Raw genomic sequence first — 18459 nt, 5'->3', positions numbered from 1 at the left:
CCGATCAGACCTCGCCGCGCGAGACCTGCACCATGTCGTCGCGGGGCACGACCTTGATGCGCACGCGACCCTCGGCCTCGCCGAGCGAGCGCTCGTGCTGGTCGAGGCGGTGCCATCCGTCGAGGTCGGTGTAGGCGATGCCGCGGGCGTCGAGCATCTCGAGCACCGACTCCTCGGAGGGCCACTCGGGGGTCCACCAGTTGCCGAGGTCGTTGATGACGTGCTTGATCGTCTCCATGGCGTCGGACTTCGTGTGCCCGATGAGGCCGACGGGCCCGCGCTTGATCCAGCCGGTCGCGTAGACGCCGTACATCTGCCGCGCCTCGCCCGTCTCGGGGTCTCGCGTGAGCACCTGTCCCTCGTGGTTCGGGATCACGCCGAACTGCTCGTCGAACGGCACGCCGGGAAGCGGCGAACCGAAGTACCCGACCGCGCGGTAGACGGCTTGGACCGGCAGTTCGCGGATCTCGCCGGTTCCGACGACGCCGCCCGCGCCGTCGGATCGCGTGCGCTCCCACCGGATCGCGCCGACGCGCCCGGTGCCGTCGTCGACGATCTCGAGCGGCTTGGCGAAGAAGTGCAGGTGGAGGCGCCGCGTCGCCTCGCCGACCTCGCGCCGACGCCACTGCTGCAGCACCTTGTCGATGACGAAGACCTGCTTGTTGCCTGCGACGGCCGCATGTGCGGCGTCGTCGTAGTCGAAGTCCTCGTCGTGGACGATCATGTCGACGTCGCGCAGCTCGCCGAGCTCGCGCAGCTCGAGGGGCGTGAACTTGACCGACGTCGGCCCGCGTCGCCCGAACACGTGCACGTCGGTCACGGGCGAGGCCGAGAGGCCGGCCGCGACGTTGTCGGGGATCTCGGTGACCATGAGGTCCTCGACGTGCTTCGCGAGCATGCGGGAGACGTCGAGCGCGACGTTGCCGTTGCCGATCACCGCGACCGACTCGGCCTCGAGCGGCCAGGTGCGGGGCACGTCTGGGTGCCCGTCGAACCAGCTCACGAACTCCGCGGCGCCGTAGGAGCCCTGAAGCTCGGCGCCCGGCACCCTGAGCGAGGCGTCCTCGACCGCACCGGTCGCGAAGATGACCGCGTTGTAGTGGCGCTTGAGGTCGTCGAGCGTGATATCGACGCCGAAGCGCACGTTGCCGAAGATGCGGATGTCGCCCCGGTCGAGCACCTCGCGCAGGGCCGTGATGATGCCCTTGATGCGCGGGTGGTCGGGCGCCACGCCGTACCGCACCAGCCCGTACGGGGCCGGCAGGTGGTCGAACAGGTCGATCGAGACGTCGAAGTTGCGCTCGGCCTTCAGCAGGATGTCGGCGGCGTAGATGCCGGCCGGCCCTGCGCCGACGATCGCGAGCCGAAGCTTGGTCCTGGTCACGTGCTCGATCCTCCCCGATTCGAACTCCGGATGCCCGAAGCGCCCCCGCGCGCGCCGGAATCGCGCCTCAGCTGGCCCGGTCGACGACCGTCTCGGCGAAGCGCACGAGCGCCTTCTTCACGGTGCCCTCCGGCAGCGGCGCGAGCGCCGCGACGGCCTCGCGCGCCCAGCGGTGCGCCTCGTCGAGCGTCGCCATGGTCGCCTCGTGCTCGCGGAGCTCGGCGACGATCGCGTCGACGGTCTCGCGCGAGGGCACGATGCGCGACGCGAGCGTGTTGGTGTCGTGCGGGTCACCGGCGTCGGCGGGGTCGATCAGCACCCGCACGTCGCGCTCGATGCGGCGCAGCAGGTCGGCCGACGCGGCATCGGTCTTCGCCATTTCGGCCAGGCGCAGCACCGGAAGCGTCACGACTCCCGCGCGCAGGTCGGTGCCGGGCACCTTGCCCGTGGTCTCGGGCTGGGGCGAGAGGTCGATGACGTCGTCGATGAGCTGGAACGCGATGCCGATCTTCTCGCCGAACTCGACGACCGGCGCCTCGTAGGCGGGGTCTGCGCCCGAGAACACGAGGCCCGACTGCGCGGCCGCCGCGATGAGCGAGCCGGTCTTGTCGGCGAGCACCTGGATGTAGTGCTCGATCGGGTCGTCGCCCTCGCCCGGGCCGACGGTCTCGTGCAGCTGGCCGAGCACGAGGCGCTCGAAGGTGCCCGCCTGCATGCGGATCGCACGCTCGCCGAGGCCGGCCATGAGCTGGCTCGCACGGGCGAACAGCAGGTCGCCCGTGAGGATGGCGACGGAGTTGCCCCACACGGTCTGCGCGCTCGGAACGCCGCGCCGACGTTCGGACTCGTCCATGACGTCGTCGTGGTACAGCGACCCCAGGTGCGTGATCTCGATCGCCTCGGCGGCCGTCACGACGTCGTCGGTGATGCCGGCGCCGAGCTGCGCGGTGAGCAGCGTCAGCATGGGCCGCACGCGCTTGCCGCCCGCGTCGAGCAGGTAGCGGGTCGAGGCATCCGCGATCGAATCGGCGAAACTGACCTCGCGCACGAGACCCGCTTCGACCCGGTCGATGCCGTCGTCGATCGCCTTCGCGATCGCCTTGTCGGCGGATGACGCGAACAGGCGTTCGCTCAGACCGAGGTTCGAAGCGAGCGCTGAGCCGCGACGTACGACCGGATGGCTCGGATTCACGATCCCGAGTCTATCTGGGCGGGCCTGTGTGCCCGATCGACACGGCTTCCACGGCGTGCCCTCCCGGTCGACACCGTGTCGAGCCGCCGATCAGGCCGGGTTTCAGGCGAGCGGCTTGCGGGCCCGGTGCAGCGCGACGATGCCGCCGGTGAGGTTGCGCCACGCGACGTCGGTGTACCCGACGCTGCGGATGAGCGCCGCGAGCTGCGGCTGCTCGGGCCATGCGTCGATCGACTCGTTGAGGTAGTCGTAGGCGTCGTCGTTCGAGCTCGAGAGTCGCACGAGCGTCGGCATGACGTAACGCTGGTAGGCGTGGTAGCCCTGCCGGATGAGCGCCGTCGGCGGCTGCGAGAACTCGCAGATCACGAGGCGCCCGCCGGGCTTGGTCACGCGGAGGAACTCGGCGAGCGCCTTCTCGGGTCCGTTGACGTTGCGCAGGCCGAACGAGATCGTCACGGCGTCGAACTCGGCGTCGCCGAATGGCAGGTTCGTGGCGTCGGCCTCGACGAACACGAGGTTAGGCACGCGCTCCTGGCGCGCGCGGCCGACCTCGATCATTCCGGGCGAGAAGTCGGCGGCGACGACGGACGCACCCGACGCGGCGAGGCTCGCGCTCGACGTGCCCGTGCCCGCGGCGACGTCGAGGATGCGCTCGCCCGGCTTCGGCGCGACGGCGCGCGTCGTGGCGATGCGCCAGAGCGGCGCGTTGCCCATCGAGAGCACGGTGTTCGTGCGGTCGTAGCGTGCGGCCACCCGATCGAACATCGCCGATACCTGGCCGGGATCCTTGCCCAGATCTGCGCGCGTCATCCTCCGATCCTATGCGGCGGATGCATCGCATGCGCTGGGAAGCATGCGGCCGGCCGTCTCGGCCCCGGACCGCGGTCGGGCGCACGGAATGCCCGAGCGGCCGACCGCGTTGGACCTCTCGGGCCGCAGTACGACACGCCGACCCGCCGGCCGGTCGGCCGGTCGATCCGAGAGCATGAGGAGCACGCATGAAGGCCATCTGGAACGGCACGGTCATCGCCCAGTCCGACGACACGGTCGTCGTCGAAGGCAACCACTACTTCCCCCGCGAGTCGATCGTCGACGCGCACTTCTCCTCGAGCGAGAACCGCAGCGTGTGCCACTGGAAGGGCACCGCCAGCTACTTCCATGTCGACGTCGACGGGTCGCGCAACCCCAACGCGGCCTGGTTCTACCCGACGCCGTCCGAGGCCGCCTCCGAGATCGCGGGGCACGTCGCGTTCTGGCGCGGTGTCGAGGTCGTCGAGGCCTGAGCACGGGCGCAGCCGCCGCACGGCACCCGAGTCGTAGGCTGATCCGGTGACGAACACGGATGCCGCGCGCGAGCGCTCCCGGTCGCGCCTCGTGGTGCGAACCGAGCCGGTCGACGAACTCGCGCCGCTGATCCCCCGCGCCGACCCCCGGCATCCGCTGCTCTGGATGCGCCGCGGCGAGGGCATCGTGGGCCTGGGCGAGACGCTCCGCATCGAGACGTCGGGCGTCGACCGGGTGGCCGACGCGGCCGCCGTCTGGACCGAGCTCTCGGCCGACGCAGACATCGACGATCGCGTCGGGTTGCCCGGCACGGGACTCGTGGCCTTCGGCGCGTTCGCGTTCGCCGACGAGTCCGCGTCCACGAGCGTGCTCGTCGTGCCCGAGCTCGTGCTGGGGCGCCGCGACGGCAGGGCCTGGGTCACCCGCATCGCGCTGGCCGAGCGCGACGACGACGCGTCCGCGCACGGCGACGACGGGAGTGCGGATGCCGCGGCATCCGTCGAGGTCGAGATCCCCGAGCCGGCGCCTCGCCGCCGCGTGCCCCGCGTGACGTTCTCGCCTGGCGCGGTGCCGCCCGAGCGCTACGAGGCCGCGGTGGCCGAGGCCGTGCGGCGAATCGACGGCGGCGAGCTCGCGAAGGTCGTGCTCGCACGCGAGCTCGTGGGCGAGCTGCACGAGGAGGACGGCCTGCGCGCCACGATCCACCGGCTCGCCGAGGATTATCCCGACACGTGGGTGTTCGCGGTCGACGGCCTGATCGGCGCGAGCCCCGAGACCCTCGTGCGCGTCGACCACGGCACGGTCTCGGCCCGTGTGCTGGCCGGCACGTCCGCTCGGGGTGCCGGCGAGGCATCCGATCGCGAGCGTGCCGTCGCCCTGAGCGAGTCGGCGAAGGACCGCGCGGAGCACGCCCTCGCGGTGGCGAGCGCGGTCAAGCGCCTCGAGCCGCACACCGCCCGCCTCGACACCAGCCCCGAGCCGTTCACGCTGCAACTGCCGAACCTCTGGCACCTCGCCACCGACCTCAAGGGCACGCTCGGCGACGGCTCGAGCGCACTCGACCTCGTGCGCGCCGTGCATCCGACGGCCGCGGTCGCAGGAACCCCGCGCCGGGTCGCCCTGTCGGTGCTCGCCGAGCTCGAGGGCTTCGACCGCGGGCGCTACGCGGGCCCCGTCGGCTGGGTCGACGGCGACGGCGACGGCGAGTGGGCGATCGCGCTCCGCTGCGCGCAGATCGACCCCGACGGCACGGTGCGCGCCTACGCCGGCTGCGGCATCGTGCACGACTCGGTTCCCGCCGACGAGCTCGCAGAGACCGTCATGAAGTTCCGCCCGATCGTCGAGGCGTTCGGCGGGTAGGCGCGAGCGACGCGTCCGCGCGGGTCAGCTCGCGGCGAGCCTGGCCTTCTGCTCCTCGACGTCGAAGTCGGCCTTCGGCCAGTCGAGCCGCATGCGCTCGAGCGCGTCGATCAGCAGGTGCTGCACGGCGAGCCGCGCGTACCACTTGCGGTTCGCGGGGATCACGTACCACGGGGCGTCCGTCGTCGCCGTGCGCTCGAAGACGACCTGATAGGCCTGCTGGTACTTCGGGGCGAGCAACCGCTCGTCGATGTCGCCGGGGTTGAACTTCCAATGCTTGTCCGGCCGGTCGAGGCGCTCCTGCAGGCGCTCGCGCTGCTCGTCGGGCGAGATGTGCAGCATCACCTTGATGATGGTCGTGCCCGTCGCGGCGAGTTCGCGCTCGAAGTCGTTGATGGCGTCGTAGCGCCGCTCGATCTCGGCGGCCGGGGCGAGCTCCCGGACGCGCCCGATGAGCACGTCCTCGTAGTGCGACCGGTCGAAGACCCCGATCATGCCCGGCTCGGGAGCCTCCTTATGGATGCGCCAGAGGAAGTCGTGGGCGAGTTCCTCCTCGGTCGGCTTCTTGAAGCTCGCGAGCTGCACGCCCTGCGGGTCGACCGACCCCATGACGTGCTTCACGATGCCGCCCTTGCCCGCGGTGTCCATGGCCTGCAGCACGAGCAGGATCCGCCGCTCGTCGCCGAGTCGGCTGCACGCGAAGAGCTGTTCCTGCAGGTCGGCGAGCCGGGCGACTCCGTCGGCGAGCGCCCGCTGTCCACCGGACTTGCCCCCGTCGAATCCGGGCTTCCCGTCGGGGTCGACGTCGGCGAGCCGGAATCCCTCCCCCACCCTCAGCAGGTCGAGCGGGTCTGCGGTCCAGTGCGGCGCGTGGTTCATGCTGGCTCCCCTCGCGCGGCGCGGCACCGCGCACGCCTCCATGATGTCGAGCGAGCGGATGCCGCGGCAAGGGGTCGCCGGCTCGGCGACACCTCGGCGGGTGCCGGTCTCGAGACGGCGCCGGCGCGCCTTCTGGACCGGCGACCGCTCAGCGCGGCAGCGGCACCTCGAGCAGGGTCGGCCCGTCGACGGGCGCTGCGAGCGCGTCGCTCAGCTCGCCGCGGGTCGTGGCACGCGCGTAGCCCCAGCCGTAGGCCGCGGCGAGGGCCGCGAGGTCGACCGCCTGCGGGGTGTACTGCACTCGGTCGAACTCGGCCGCGTCGGCCGAGCCCGCGACCTCGAGCGCGTCGAAGATCGTGCCGCCTCCGTCGTTGCCCACGATGACCTGCAGGCGCGGGCGCGCCTCGCCTGCGGCGAGGAGCAGCGACCCGACGTCGTGGAGCAGCGTGAGGTCGCCGATGACGGCGCGCGTGACGCCTCCGCTCGCGATCGCGACGCCGAACGCGGTCGCGACGGTGCCGTCGATGCCCGCGAGACCGCGGTTCGCGTGCACGGTGATGCGTCGGCCCGGCACCGCGCGGTCGGCGTCGCGGATGAGCCTCGACGCACCGAACACGAGCCGGTCGTGCGGCCACGTCGCCGCCCAGACGGCGTCGACGAGCATGCGGCGGGAGACGGGTTCGCGCACCGCGGCGAGCTGCGCCTTCATGTACTCGCGCTGCGCCGCGTAGTCGGAGACGTGCCCGGTCTCGTCGACCCCGCTCATGAGGCCGAGCGTCTGCGGCAGGCCGGCATCGACGATCGAACGGCTCGCGTGCACCCAGCGCCCGAGCCACTCGCGCGCCTCGGGCGGCATCGGCGTGGACGCGGGCTCCGCGTGCACGGCCCGCTCGAAGCGTCGGACGCGCCGCCCCGGGTTGTACCACTCGATGCCCGACGGGGAGACGACGATCGCCTCGACGTCGGAGCGCTGCACGAGCGCCGGAACCTCGCGCGACAGCGTCGGATGCCCGAAGACCACGACCCGCTCGACGCGATCGCCGAAGCCGGGCTCGTTCAGGAGCTCGCGAGCCGCGACCACCAGGTTCGGGCCGAACCTGGCGCCGCTCGTGACCTCGGCGAGCAGCGGCCAACCGCCCTCGCGTGCGAACTGCTCGGCGCCGGGACCTGCTCCGGCGCCGGCGACGACGACGGTGCGCGGGCCCGCTGCGATGAGCGCGCCCTTGCGGTCGGCCCCGGGCACGGCGACGGCATCGGCGGATTCCGGAGTCGCCGCAGAGGCGTCGGCCCGCCGGTCGTCGACCGTGGGCGCCTCGTCGAGGTGCACCGGGGTCGAGAGCGGCTCGGAGAACTGCAGGTTCAGGTGCACGGGGCCCGGCCCGGGATGGGCGGCCGGATCGCCCCGCTCGTCGCGGCCGAGCGAGACGGCGACTGCGGTGCGCGCGAGGCTCGCCGCGGCATCGGGCTCGCCTGCGTCGCCGACCGGCGCGGGGACGTCGCGTTCGAGGCGCACGGCGTCGGCGAAGATGCCGGGCTGCACGGTCGTCTGGTTCGAACGGATGCCGCGCAGCCCGATGGGCCGGTCGGCCGAGCACACGATCAGCGGCACGCCCGAGTGATGCGCCTCGAGCACGGCGGGGTGCAGGTTCGCGACGGCGGTGCCCGAGGTCACCACGACGACCGCGGGGCGGCCCGACTCGACCGCGAGGCCGAGCGCGAGGAACCCGGCGCTCCGCTCGTCGATGCGGACGTGCAACCGGATCGCGCCGACGCGCTCGAGTTCGGCCGCGACCAGCGCGAGCGCCTGCGAACGGGAACCCGGAGCGACGACGACGTCACGGACCCCCGCGCGCACGAACCCGGTGAGGAGTGCGAGCGCCGAAGCGGTCGCGGGACTGCGCTGGAGGTTCGAGGCCGGGCGTTCGCCCGATGCCTCAGCCATTCGGCCGGCCGGAGGCCCCCGCCTCGCCCGTGGCGTCAGGGCCGTCGTGCCGCTTCGGCTCGTGCGGTTCGGGACGCGGGGCGCCGTCGTCGTCGCCCGCGGCCGCATCGCCTCCGTCGAGATCGGCGAGCTCCTGCTCGAGGCGGCGGATGCGCTCGTCCTGGTCGGCGTCGGCCTTGAGCCCGCGCAGGAACTCGGGGTCGTCGTCGGGTGCGACGGTCTTGCCGGCGCGACCGCGCCACGCTCGACCTCGACCGATGAGGAACCAGAGGATGCCGCCGATCACCGGCAGCAGGATGATGATCGCGAGCCACCACCCGCGGCTCACTCCGCGGATGCGGGACCGATCGAAGAACGCGCAGTCGGCGATCGCGTAGATCCAGAAGATCACGGCGACGATGCCGCCCACGAACCAGACGCGTACCATTCCGCCAGTCTAGGCGCGCCGAGCGGGTTCCGGGCTGGGAGAGCGCTCAGGCTGCCCGACCTAGACTGGCAAGGTGAAGTCCGTGCCCGTCTGGATCTGGTTCACCGCGTTGCGCATCCTGCTCTTCGCGGTGCCGCTCGTCGTGCTGCTCGTCGTCGGCGTGCCCGGCTGGATCGCGGCCCTCGTGGCCGCCCTGTTCGGGCTGAGCGCGTCGCTCCTGTTCCTGCGTCGCCCCCGCGAATCGATGTCGAGCGACCTCTACGCCGCGCGCCATCGCGAGAAGCCCCTCGTGCACGAAGACGACGCCGAAGAGGATGCCGCGGTCGACGCCGCGCCTGCGCAGCCGGCTCCGACGACGACCCACGACGGCCCCGCGGGCGAGACCTCGCGCGGCTGAACCCGGCCCCACGCGGCATCCGCCGGCCGGATCGGCCCGTCAGAGGGCGATCGCGAGCCCCAGGCCGATGCCGTACAGGAGCGCCGTGAAGCTCGCGAGCTGCAGTGCGAGGATCAGCTCGCGCGGCGTCTTCGCCGTGATGACGATGAGGCACGCCGGCAGCGCCAGCAGCAGCGCGAAGAACACGAGCACCGCGGTCGGGTAGAGCAGCGCGAACACGCCGACGATCGCGAACGGCACGAGCATGAAGACCGTGAACAGGATGCGGCCGCCGACGGGTCCGATGAGCACTGCCAGCGTGCGCTTGCCGGCGAGGCGGTCCTGGTCGACGTCGCGCAGGTTGTTCGCCATGAGCACGGCGCACGCGAGCAGGCCGACCCCGACACCGCCGAGCCACGCCTCGAGGTTGACCGTGAGCGCCTGCACGTAGGCCGAACCCGCAGTCGCGACGAGCCCGAAGAACACGAAGACGAAGACCTCGCCGAGTCCCGCGTAGCCATAGGGCCGCTTGCCGCCCGTGTAGAACCACGCCGCGACGATCGCGACGGCACCGACGGCGAGCAGCCACCACTGCTGCGTGATGACGGTGAGGCCGAGGCCGGCGAGCGCGGCGACGCCGAAGAACGCGAGCGCGACGCCGAGCACGACCTTGGGGTTCACGAGGCCCGAGGCCGTGAGGCGGGCCGGGCCCACGCGGTGGTCGTCGGTGCCGCGGATGCCGTCGGAGTAGTCGTTGGCGAAGTTCACGCCGATCTGCAGTGCGAGCGCGACCACGAGCGCGAGCACGAACCGCGTCGGATGCCACAGCACGTCGTCGGGGATCGCGACGGCCCCGGCCCCCGTGCCGAGCGCGACGGGTGCGATCGCCAGCGGAAGCGTGCGCAGGCGGGCGCCGGCGATCCAGTCGCGCGGCGTCAGCCGGGTGCGGCCGGCGAGCGCCGGTCCGGCCTGCGCCGCTGCGGCGGCTCGCGCCGGGTTGCCGGATCGGCCGTTCGTCTTCGCCGGCTTCGCGGCGGGCTTGGCGGCGGGCTTGGCCGTCGACTTCGCATCGGCCTGGTTCATGCGCTGGGGGTTCGTGCGTGCCACACCCACATGCTAATTCGGGTTTCCTATGGGCGGGCTTCGCGTGCGCTCAACCCGGGACGAGCTCGGCGAGCGCACGGCGGTCGGGCTTGCCCGAGGCGAGCAGCGGCATCCGTTCGAGCACGAGCACGCGCACGGGTCGCCCGGCGGGCGGGAGGCCGGCGGCGTCGGTCGCGGCGGCCAGCAGGGCGAGTTCGTCTGGGATGACGGATGCCGCGGCATCCGCTCGCTCGACGACCACCGCCGGGCGTTCGCCCCACTCCGGGTCGGCCACGGCCAGCACGACGGCGCCCGCGTACCCGGCGACGGAGCGCACGGCCCGCTCGACCTCGCCGAGGGCGACCTTGACGCCGCCCGAGATGATGACATCGTCGGCGCGGCCGGTGATGCGCAGGCGTTCGAACGCCCGGTCGCCGGGTGACTCGGCGTCGGGCACGAGCTCGCCGAGATCGCCCGTGCGATACCAGCGCGTGCCGTCGCCGTCGGTCGTGAACGCGGCGGCCGTGCGCTCGGGGTCGTCGAGGTATCCGGATGCCAGCATCGGACCGCTGAGCTGCACCTCGCCGTCGACCACCCGCACGCCGACGCCGGGCAGCGCATGCCCGTCGTAGACGCAGCCGCCCGCGGTCTCGCTCGAGCCGTAGGTGCGGTGCACGCGGGCACCGAGATCGGCCGCGCGCTCGACGAGCCCGGCGGGTGCCGCCTGCCCGCCGAGGAGGATGCGCTCGAAGGAGCCGAGCGCCGCGCGCACGCTCCGGTCGTCGGCCGCCGCCTCGACGAGCCGCGCGAGCTGCACCGGCACGAGCGACGTGAGCCACGGCAGGTCGGGGTCCATCGTGCGAGCCGCTTCGACGAAGGCGTCGGGCGTGAAGCCGCCCTGCGGCATGACCGCGGGCGTCGTTCCGCCGACGAGCGAGCGCACGAGCACCTGGACGCCCGCGATGTACGTCGCCGGCAGCGCGAGCAGCCACTGGCCGGGCGATCCGCCGAACCACCGTTCGGTCGCGCCCGCGCTCGCCCGCAGCGCCGCGCTCGTGAGCATGACGCGCTTCGGGGCGTCGGTCGATCCGCTCGTCTCGACGACGAGGGCGACGTCGTCGGGCACGAACGCGGCGACGTGCTCGTCGGCCGTCGGCTCGGCGGTGCCCGCCACGGGGAGCACGGCGAGCGCGGCCTCGTCGAAGAACAGGGCGTCGCGCAGTTGCGCGGTGAACGCGGGCACGTCGCCCGCCGGGACCCGGATGAGCGGTTTCATCGCGACATCCGGAACCTGATCGGCCGGTTACGCGTAACCCCCATCAGTAGTGCCAGGGATAGGGGCCCCAGTCGGGGTCGCGCTTCTCGAGGAACGAGTCACGGCCCTCGACGGCCTCGTCGGTGCCGTAGGCCAGGCGCGTGGCCTCGCCCGCGAACACCTGCTGGCCGACCATGCCGTCATCGACGGCGTTGAACGCGAACTTCAGCATGCGGATCGCCGTCGGCGACTTCGTGAGGATCGTGCGGGCCATCGCGATCGCCTCGCGCTCGAGCTCGGCGTGCGGCACGACCCGGTTCACGGCACCCATCTCGTAGGCGCGGTCGGCCGAGTACTCCTCGGCCAGGAAGAACACCTCGCGCGCGAACTTCTGCCCGATCTGGCGCGCGAAGTACGCGCTGCCGTAGCCGGCGTCGAAGCTGCCGACATCGGCATCGGTCTGCTTGAAGCGCCCGTGCTCGCGGCTCGCGATCGTCAGATCGCAGACGACGTGCAGCGAGTGCCCGCCGCCCGCAGCCCAACCCGGCACCACGGCGATGACGACCTTCGGCATGAAGCGGATGAGCCGCTGCACCTCGAGGATGTGCAGGCGGCCGGTGCTGGCCGCCGCGGCCGGGTCGCGCACGACGTTCGCTTCGTCGGCCGAGTACTGGTAGCCGTCGCGCCCCCGGATGCGCTGGTCGCCGCCCGAGCAGAACGCCCAGCCGCCGTCCTTCGCGCTGGGGCCGTTGCCCGTGAGCAGCACGACGCCGATGCGCGGATTCGTGCGGGCGTCTTCGAGGGCCCGGTAGAGCTCGTCGACCGTGTGCGGGCGGAACGCGTTGCGCACCTCGGGCCGGTCGAACGCGATGCGCGCGATGCGCCCGTCGGTCGAGTGGTGGTAGGTGATGTCGCTGAGCCCCGCGTCACCGGCGACGGCGGCTGCCGCGTCGACCCACTCGCTCGCATCGAACAGTTCGGAAACGCTCACCGCACCAGCCTAACGACCGCCGGTCGTACGCACGGCGACACACGTCCGGCCGCGGGAACGTGCGCGCCCTACCCTTGGGGGGTGACCAAGACTTCGCGCGCCCTCGGCGCCTCCGCAGCCCTGCTCCTCGCACTCGCCCTCGCCGCATGCGCGCCGTCCGGCGGGGGTGCGACCGACGAGCCGGTGGCCTCCGCGTCCGCCTCCGCCGACGCGAGCGGCTCCGACGGCGAGTGCGCCGGCGTCGAGGTCGTCGTCGAGCTGCCCGCCGACCTCGACGTCTCCGACTCGCCCGCGGGCACGACCTGCGTCGAGGCCGACGAGCCGATCCTCGCGAGCGACGCCGTCGCCGAGGCCGGCCTCACCACCGAGGGCACCGACGAATACGGCGACCAGGTCGTCTGCCGTGTGAACGGCGTGCCCGCCGAGGACTTCGCCCTCCCGGCCGAAGACGGCTCCGACTACTTCGAGACCTGCGCCTCGATGCCCGCCGCGTTCGCGTACTGGTCGCTCTGGACCAAGGCCGCCGGCGGCGAGTGGGGCTATGCCGAAGAGGGTCTCTCGACCCTCGAGGTCTCGCCCGGCGAGAGCATCGCGCTGCTGTTCACGGTGAACGGCGAGCCGGCCGCGCCGAGCGTGTGACCCTCGCGTCAGCCCAGATGTCATGACCATCCGACCCGCGCCCCTGCGAACCGCGGCGATCATCGCCGCCGGATTCGTGGGGGCGCGGGTCGTCTACCGGGTGCTGTTCCACGGGGCCGACGGCACGGGCCCGGTCGTGCTGCCGCTGCCCGAGATCCCGCTGCCCCGACCGTTCTCGCACGTCGTGCTGCTCGGGCCCGCAACGGTCGACGGACTCGCGGATGCCGCGGCGAGCGCCGTGCCGATCGCGCTCGCGATCCTCGCGTTCGGCGTGCTGAACGCCGTGCTCGACGTGCCGCGGCTGCTCGTGCGCGGCGCCCGGCGCGGACCCATGCGGGGCGTCGCCCGTACCCTCGCCGTCGCCTGGGCCGGCCTGCCCGCACTCGCCGACGCCGTACGCCGGGTGCGCTTCGCGCAACGCCTGCGCGGCGAGCGCGGCGGCCCGCGCCTGCTCGCGCCCGTGCTCGAACGCACGCTCGAACGCGCGACCGCCGTGGCCGCCGCGCTCGAGCTGCGCGGCCTCGCCGGGCGCGCCGACGACGCCGTCGACGGTGCATGCGAACGCCCGGTCGAGGCGCGTCACCTCGCGATCGTGCACCGCGACGCGCAGGGCGCGACCGTCGTGGTCCCGTCGCTCGAGCTCGCGCCTGGCACGCTCACCCTCGTCACGGGCGCGACCGGAAGCGGCAAGTCCACGCTGCTGCGCACGCTCGCCGGCCTGCACGCCCACCTCGATGGAGGCACCGCGCACGGCGAACTGCTCGTGGTCGGACTCGACCGATCGGTGACCCCGCCCCGCGACACGGCCCGCACGGTGGGCGTCGTGCTGCAGCATCCGCGCGAGGGCTTCGCCACCGAGCGGGTCGACGACGAGATCGGGCTCGCGCTCGAACTGCGCGGCGTCGACCCGGTCATCGTCAGGGCGCGCGTCGACGAGGTCGCGGCGCGGGTCGGCATCCGCGCACTGCTCGGTCGTGAACTGCGCGGGCTGTCGGCGGGCGAGGCGACCCTCGTCGCGATCGCGGCGTCGATCGCCGAACACCCCATCCTGCTGCTCGTCGACGAGCCCCTCGCCGACCTCGACCTCGCCATGCGGCAGCGCATCGTGGCCCTGCTCGACTCGCTCGCACACGAAGCGGGCATCTGCGTCGTCGTGGCCGAGCACCGGCAGGCCGAGTTCGCGGCGGTGGCCGATGCACGCGTCGCAGTCGCGGACGGGCTCGCCCGACCGGTCCGGCATGAGGCGACGGGCACGGTGCGAACACCGACGGCGACGTCCGCCCCGAGTGCGACGTCCGCCCCGGCCACCGCCGCGACCTCGGCCGCCGGATCGTACGAGACGGCAGCCGAACCGCTCGCATTCGACCGGCGGGCGCGCGAGACGCACGGGGAGGTCGTGCTCAGGGCTCGAGCCCTGACCGTGCGCCACGGCGCGACGATCGCGGTCGACGCGGCCGACCTCGACCTGGCCTCCGGCGAGATCGTCGCGCTCACCGGCCCCAACGGCGCGGGCAAGTCGAGCCTGCTCATCGCGCTGGCGACCGGCCGAACCGCGGCCGTCACCATGCGCGGGACGCCATCGCATCGGATGCCCCCGCACGGGATGCGTGCGCGCTGGACGTGGGCGCATGGGGCATCGCCCGACGGCGCGTCCGCGCACCGCGGACGCCGCGACGAACCCCGCGACATCGTACTCGTGCCCGACACCTCGGACGACCTGTTCGCCGCGACGACCGTCGCAGCCGAGTGCATCCGCGCAGATCGGCGGGCACGCCTCGAGCGGGGCACGACGGCGGCGAGGTTCGCCGCGTTCCTCGGATCCGCACCGGGCGACGCCGACCTGGCCGCTCGCCTCGAGCGGCATCCGCGCGACCTCTCGGTCGGCGAGCGGCGGTGCCTCGCGATCGCGATCCAGTCGGCGGGCACCCCGAGCGTGGTGCTCGTCGACGAACCGACGCGGGGTCTCGACGCGCACGCGCGACGCCTCGTGGCCTCGGCACTGTGCCGAGCGGCCGACGAGGGCGCCGCCGTGCTCGTCGCGACGCACGACGCGGGATTCGTCGAGGCGCTCGCGGATCGCAAGCTGCCCATGGACGGCGGACGCCTCGGGCGTTCCGAGCCCGCCGCGAGCTGGCTCCGCCGACCCGGCGGCGACGCGGCGACGAGCCCGGCCAGCCCGGCGAGCCCGGCCAGCCGGATCGGGTCGACCGCGCAGGCCGAAGCGGCCGACGATGCGCCTTCGGGATTCGAGGCCGAGGAGCGCCGGGGCGCCGGCGCACCACGGTCCGGATCCGAGGAGCAGTCGGCCGGGGACGCCGAGCGCGCGCGCACGACCTCGCCGCGTGCGGCGACCCGGGTGCCCCCTTACGTCGGCTCGCGGTCGCGCAGACGCGGGGCACGCGGCATCCGCTCGGCCGCCCTCGTGCTGACGATCGCGAACCTCGTCGCCCTCGCGGCCTTCACCTGGCCGCTCGTGGCGACCGCGCTGCCCGAGCAGGCGAGCGCCGCCGTTCCGGTCGCCGCCCTGGCCCTCGCGCCGCTCGCAACACTCGTGGTGCTCGCCGCGCTCGACGGATCGGTGCGCAGCGCCCATACGCTTGCGCTGCTCGGCACGCTCGCCGCGATCGGGGCGGCCGTGCGCATCGCGGGCACCGGCGTCGGTGGGGTCGAGGCCGTGTTCATCCTGTTGATCCTCGCGGGTCGCGCGTTCGGGCCGCGCTTCGGCCTGCTGCTCGGACTGCTCACGATCGCGCTCTCGACGATCGTCACGGGCACGTTCGGGCCGTGGACGCCGTTCCAGATGTTCGCGTGCGCCTGGGTCGGCGCGGGCGCTGGGCTGCTCCCCCGGCGGCTGCCGGGCCGCGCCGAGATCGCCATGCTCGCCGTCTACGGCGTGCTCGCCTCGTACGCCTTCGGCCTCATCATGAACCTGTGGTTCTGGCCGTTCGCCATCGGCACGGCGACGAGCATCGCGTACGAGCCGGGAGCCCCGCTCGGGCAGAACCTCTCGAGCTTCCTGCTGTACTCGCTCGTGACCTCGTCGCTCACCTGGGACACGCTTCGCGCGATCACGACCGTCGTCGGACTCACCGTGATCGGCTCGGCCGTGCTCGCGTCGTTCCGACGCGCGAAGCCGGTCGGTGCCGGCGCCGGCCGTTCTCCCGACGGACTCACCGCCCCCGCGACGGCTCGACTCGTCAACGCACCGACGAGCCGCTGACCGCGTCCGATACGCCGGGTGCCGACGTCGGCGTCACGCGCACGCCCGCGATGCGTCGGCGATCGAGCGCGGTGACCCGGATGCCGGCACCCGGCACCTCGATCGCGTCGCCGACGACCGCCAGTCGGCCGAGGCGCTCGGTCACGAATCCGGCGATGGTGTCCGACGAGCCGCGGGGCAGGTCGAGCCCGGTGACGGCCTCGAAGTCCGAGAGGTTGAGGCGTCCGTCGAGCTCGTCGCCCACGGCGGGCGGCTCGGACGCGGTGTCGTACTCGTCGAAGATCTCGCCGACGACCTCTTCGACCAGGTCCTCGAGCGTGACGATGCCGTCGGTTCCGCCGTACTCGTCGACGACGACGCCGATGTGGTGGCCGTCGGCGCGCAGGCGCGTCAGCGTCGGCAGCACGCCCGCCGTCGCCGGCAGGTACGGGATCGGGCGCACGAGCCGTTCCACGGCGCCGTCCGGGTCGACGGCCGCCGCATCGAGGAGGTCGCGCACGTGCACGAAGCCGGTGATGTCGTCGATGGACCGGTCCACGACCGGGTAGCGCGAGAACGGGAGTTCGCGCACCTGGCCGACCGCGTCGGCGATGCTCGCCGTCCGGTCGATGGCCACCACCTCAGGGCGGGGGCGCATGACCTCGCTGATCTGACGACCGCGAAGCGAGAGCACGTCGTCGAGGATGCGGCGCTCGTCTTCGGGGAGGCCCTGATGGGTGGCGACGATGTCGCGGATCTCCTCCTCGGTCATCTCGTCGCCCGTCTTGTGCGGGTCGGCGCCGAGCAGTCGCACGAGCGCATTCGTCGAGATCGAGAGCAGCCAGATGACCGGACGCATGACCTTCGCGAACCCGTCGAGCACCGGGGCGACGGCGTAGGCGAACTGCGCGTTGCGCTGGATCGCGAGCCGCTTGGGCACGAGCTCGCCGAGCACCAGCGACAGGTACGCGATCACGAGCGTGAGCAGCACGGTGGCGAGCGTCATCGCGAGCGGCGGCGCCACGCCCCAGAGCTCGAACAGCGGGGCGACCGAGGGCGCGATCGACGTCGCGCCGTACGCCGCGGAGGCGAAGCCGGCGACCGTCACGCCGATCTGCACCGCCGAGAGGAACGTGTTGGGGTTCCTGGCCAGCGCCGCGACCTTCGCACCGCGGCGACCGCGCGCGGCGATCGCATTGATCTGGCTCTCACGCAGGGTGACCAGGGCCATCTCGGTCGCCGCGAACACGCCGCCGACCAGGACGAAGACGACGACCAGTGCGACGTTCCAGAGCAGGTCGGTCATCAGCGGGCCTGCTCGCCGGGTGCGCGTCCGGACGTTTCGCCGGACGCGACGGCGGACGCGACATCCGCCTCATCGACCGCGCCGTCGCTCGCACCAGCCCCATCGCCAGCGACGACCGACGACGCGCGATCGCCCCGGGTCTTGATGAGGCTCGCCACGGTCGCGACCGCGATGGTGGCGCCGATGAACAGCAGCGAGAACCAGATCGGGATCTCGGGGGCCCACAGCATCGGCTCGCCGCCGTTGACGAAGGGCAGCTCGTTGACGTGCATGGCGTGCAGCACGAGCTTCACGCCGATGAAGGCGAGGATGACGGCGAGGCCCTGCGCGAGGTACACGAGGCGCTCGAGCAGCCCGCCGATGAGGAAGTAGAGCTGGCGAAGGCCCATGAGCGCGAACGCGTTGGCGGTGAAGACGAGGTAGGCCTCCTCGGTGAGCCCGTAGATCGCCGGGATCGAGTCGACGGCGAAGACGAGGTCGACGAAGCCGATGGCGATGATCGTGAGCAGCATCGGCGTGACGAACCGGCGGCCGTTCTTGCGAACCGTGAGGCGGTCGCCGTCGTACTCGTCGCTGACCGGCAGCACGCGGCGCACGAGGCGCATGAACCGCCCGTCGGCGGGGTTGGAGTCGCCGTGCGCGAAGGCCTGACGGTACGCGAGCACCAGCAGCAGGGCGCCGAAGAGGTAGAAGACCCAGGAGAAGTTCTCGATCAGGGTCGCCCCGACCGCGATGAAGATGCCGCGCAGGATCAGGGCGATCACGATGCCGATCATCAGCACCTTCTGCTGGTAGATCTTGGGCACCGCGAAGCCGGTCATCACGATGAGGAACACGAAGAGGTTGTCGATCGACAGCGCCTTCTCGGTGAGGTAGCCCGCGAAGTACTCGCCGCCGTACGTCCAGCCCGAGACGACGCCCACGCCGATGCCGAACAGCACGGCGAGGCCGATGTAGAACGCCGACCACCTCGCCGATTCGCCTATGGACGGCTCGTGGGGCTTGCGCACGTGCGCGAAGAACTCGTAGACGAAGAAGGCGATCGTGACGGCGATCGTGATGATCCACACGAGTGGGGTGACGTTCAACGGGGCTCCAGACCTCGGCGTCGCTGATGGACGTCAAGGTCTCTTCCATCCTCGT

General features: G+C 72.6%; 16 protein-coding genes. 5 read left to right on the top strand and 11 right to left on the bottom strand.

The annotated features are described in order from the left end of the window. Positions 1-4 precede the first annotated feature (4 nt). From BM342_RS03005 to BM342_RS02995, 3 genes are all read right to left on the bottom strand, one after another. Positions 5-1384: an FAD-dependent oxidoreductase gene (locus tag BM342_RS03005; protein WP_092964025.1), complete on the bottom strand. Its 1380-nt coding sequence runs from the start codon at positions 1382-1384 to the stop codon at positions 5-7. Positions 1385-1451: 67 nt separating this feature from the next. After that, positions 1452-2576 carry a polyprenyl synthetase family protein gene (locus BM342_RS03000; RefSeq protein ID WP_092964024.1) on the bottom strand — a complete coding sequence of 375 codons (1125 nt, stop codon included), beginning with the start codon at positions 2574-2576 and terminating at the stop codon, positions 1452-1454. A gap of 102 nt (positions 2577-2678) precedes the next feature. Next, a complete protein-coding gene (locus BM342_RS02995) occupies positions 2679-3386 on the bottom strand; it encodes a class I SAM-dependent methyltransferase (protein WP_092964023.1) in 708 nt (235 codons plus the stop codon). A gap of 188 nt (positions 3387-3574) precedes the next feature. Here BM342_RS02995 and BM342_RS02990 point away from each other — a divergent pair, with 188 nt between their 5' ends. Next, positions 3575-3859 carry a DUF427 domain-containing protein gene (locus tag BM342_RS02990; RefSeq protein ID WP_092964022.1) on the top strand — a complete coding sequence of 95 codons (285 nt, stop codon included), beginning with the start codon at positions 3575-3577 and terminating at the stop codon, positions 3857-3859. A 46-nt stretch (positions 3860-3905) separates the two neighbouring features. Continuing rightward, positions 3906-5219 (top strand): isochorismate synthase, encoded by a 1314-nt coding sequence (locus BM342_RS02985; RefSeq protein ID WP_177232035.1) that lies wholly within the window; start codon positions 3906-3908, stop codon positions 5217-5219. Between the two features lie 24 nt (positions 5220-5243). On the opposite strand, the gene BM342_RS02980 is transcribed toward BM342_RS02985, so the two are convergent. The 3 genes from BM342_RS02980 to BM342_RS02970 form a co-directional block, all read right to left on the bottom strand. Continuing rightward, positions 5244-6098: a polyphosphate kinase 2 family protein gene (locus BM342_RS02980; RefSeq protein ID WP_092964021.1), complete on the bottom strand. Its 855-nt coding sequence runs from the start codon at positions 6096-6098 to the stop codon at positions 5244-5246. Positions 6099-6246: 148 nt separating this feature from the next. Further along, positions 6247-8040: a 2-succinyl-5-enolpyruvyl-6-hydroxy-3-cyclohexene-1-carboxylic-acid synthase gene (gene menD, locus BM342_RS02975; RefSeq protein WP_092964020.1), complete on the bottom strand. Its 1794-nt coding sequence runs from the start codon at positions 8038-8040 to the stop codon at positions 6247-6249. Beyond that, positions 8033-8467: a PLDc N-terminal domain-containing protein gene (locus BM342_RS02970; RefSeq protein ID WP_092964019.1), complete on the bottom strand. Its 435-nt coding sequence runs from the start codon at positions 8465-8467 to the stop codon at positions 8033-8035. Before BM342_RS02970 ends, menD begins: the two co-directional genes overlap by 8 nt. Before the next feature lie 73 nt (positions 8468-8540). On the opposite strand from BM342_RS02970, the gene BM342_RS02965 reads away from it, so the two are divergent. Beyond that, entirely contained in the window at positions 8541-8864 is a 324-nt protein-coding gene (locus tag BM342_RS02965) for a DUF4229 domain-containing protein (protein ID WP_255368477.1), read from the top strand. A gap of 39 nt (positions 8865-8903) precedes the next feature. Here the strand turns inward: BM342_RS02965 and BM342_RS02960 are convergent, their stop codons facing one another. The 3 genes from BM342_RS02960 to BM342_RS02950 all read right to left on the bottom strand — a co-directional run bounded on the left by BM342_RS02960 (position 8904) and on the right by BM342_RS02950 (position 12172). Continuing rightward, on the bottom strand, positions 8904-9926 hold the full coding sequence (locus BM342_RS02960) for a 1,4-dihydroxy-2-naphthoate polyprenyltransferase (protein ID WP_092964018.1): 1023 nt from the start codon (positions 9924-9926) through the stop codon (positions 8904-8906). A 70-nt stretch (positions 9927-9996) separates the two neighbouring features. Further along, positions 9997-11202 carry an AMP-binding protein gene (locus BM342_RS02955; protein WP_092964017.1) on the bottom strand — a complete coding sequence of 402 codons (1206 nt, stop codon included), beginning with the start codon at positions 11200-11202 and terminating at the stop codon, positions 9997-9999. 43 nt (positions 11203-11245) lie between these two features. Further along, positions 11246-12172: a 1,4-dihydroxy-2-naphthoyl-CoA synthase gene (locus BM342_RS02950; RefSeq protein ID WP_092964016.1), complete on the bottom strand. Its 927-nt coding sequence runs from the start codon at positions 12170-12172 to the stop codon at positions 11246-11248. An 81-nt stretch (positions 12173-12253) separates the two neighbouring features. On the opposite strand from BM342_RS02950, the gene BM342_RS02945 reads away from it, so the two are divergent. Both BM342_RS02945 and BM342_RS02940 read left to right on the top strand, forming a co-directional pair. Further along, complete coding sequence (locus BM342_RS02945; protein ID WP_092964015.1) at positions 12254-12811, top strand: hypothetical protein; 558 nt, start codon at positions 12254-12256, stop codon at positions 12809-12811. Between the two features lie 22 nt (positions 12812-12833). Then, positions 12834-16031, top strand: a complete 3198-nt coding sequence (locus tag BM342_RS02940) for an ATP-binding cassette domain-containing protein (protein ID WP_092964014.1) — start codon at positions 12834-12836, stop codon at positions 16029-16031. Here BM342_RS02940 and BM342_RS02935 read toward each other — a convergent pair. Both BM342_RS02935 and BM342_RS02930 read right to left on the bottom strand, forming a co-directional pair. Further along, positions 16009-17316, bottom strand: a complete 1308-nt coding sequence (locus tag BM342_RS02935; RefSeq protein ID WP_092964013.1) for a hemolysin family protein — start codon at positions 17314-17316, stop codon at positions 16009-16011. The two genes, BM342_RS02940 and BM342_RS02935, sit on opposite strands and share 23 nt — an antisense overlap. Further along, positions 17316-18404: a TerC family protein gene (locus BM342_RS02930; RefSeq protein WP_143109737.1), complete on the bottom strand. Its 1089-nt coding sequence runs from the start codon at positions 18402-18404 to the stop codon at positions 17316-17318. The genes BM342_RS02935 and BM342_RS02930 overlap by 1 nt, the downstream gene beginning before the upstream one ends. Between the last annotated feature and the right edge of the window lie 55 nt (positions 18405-18459).

It is taken from the genome of Agromyces sp. CF514 (assembly GCF_900113185.1).
GTDB lineage: Bacteria > Actinomycetota > Actinomycetes > Actinomycetales > Microbacteriaceae > Agromyces.
Note: the sequence above shows the minus strand (reverse complement) of the source record. Positions and strands in the feature narration are given on the sequence as shown.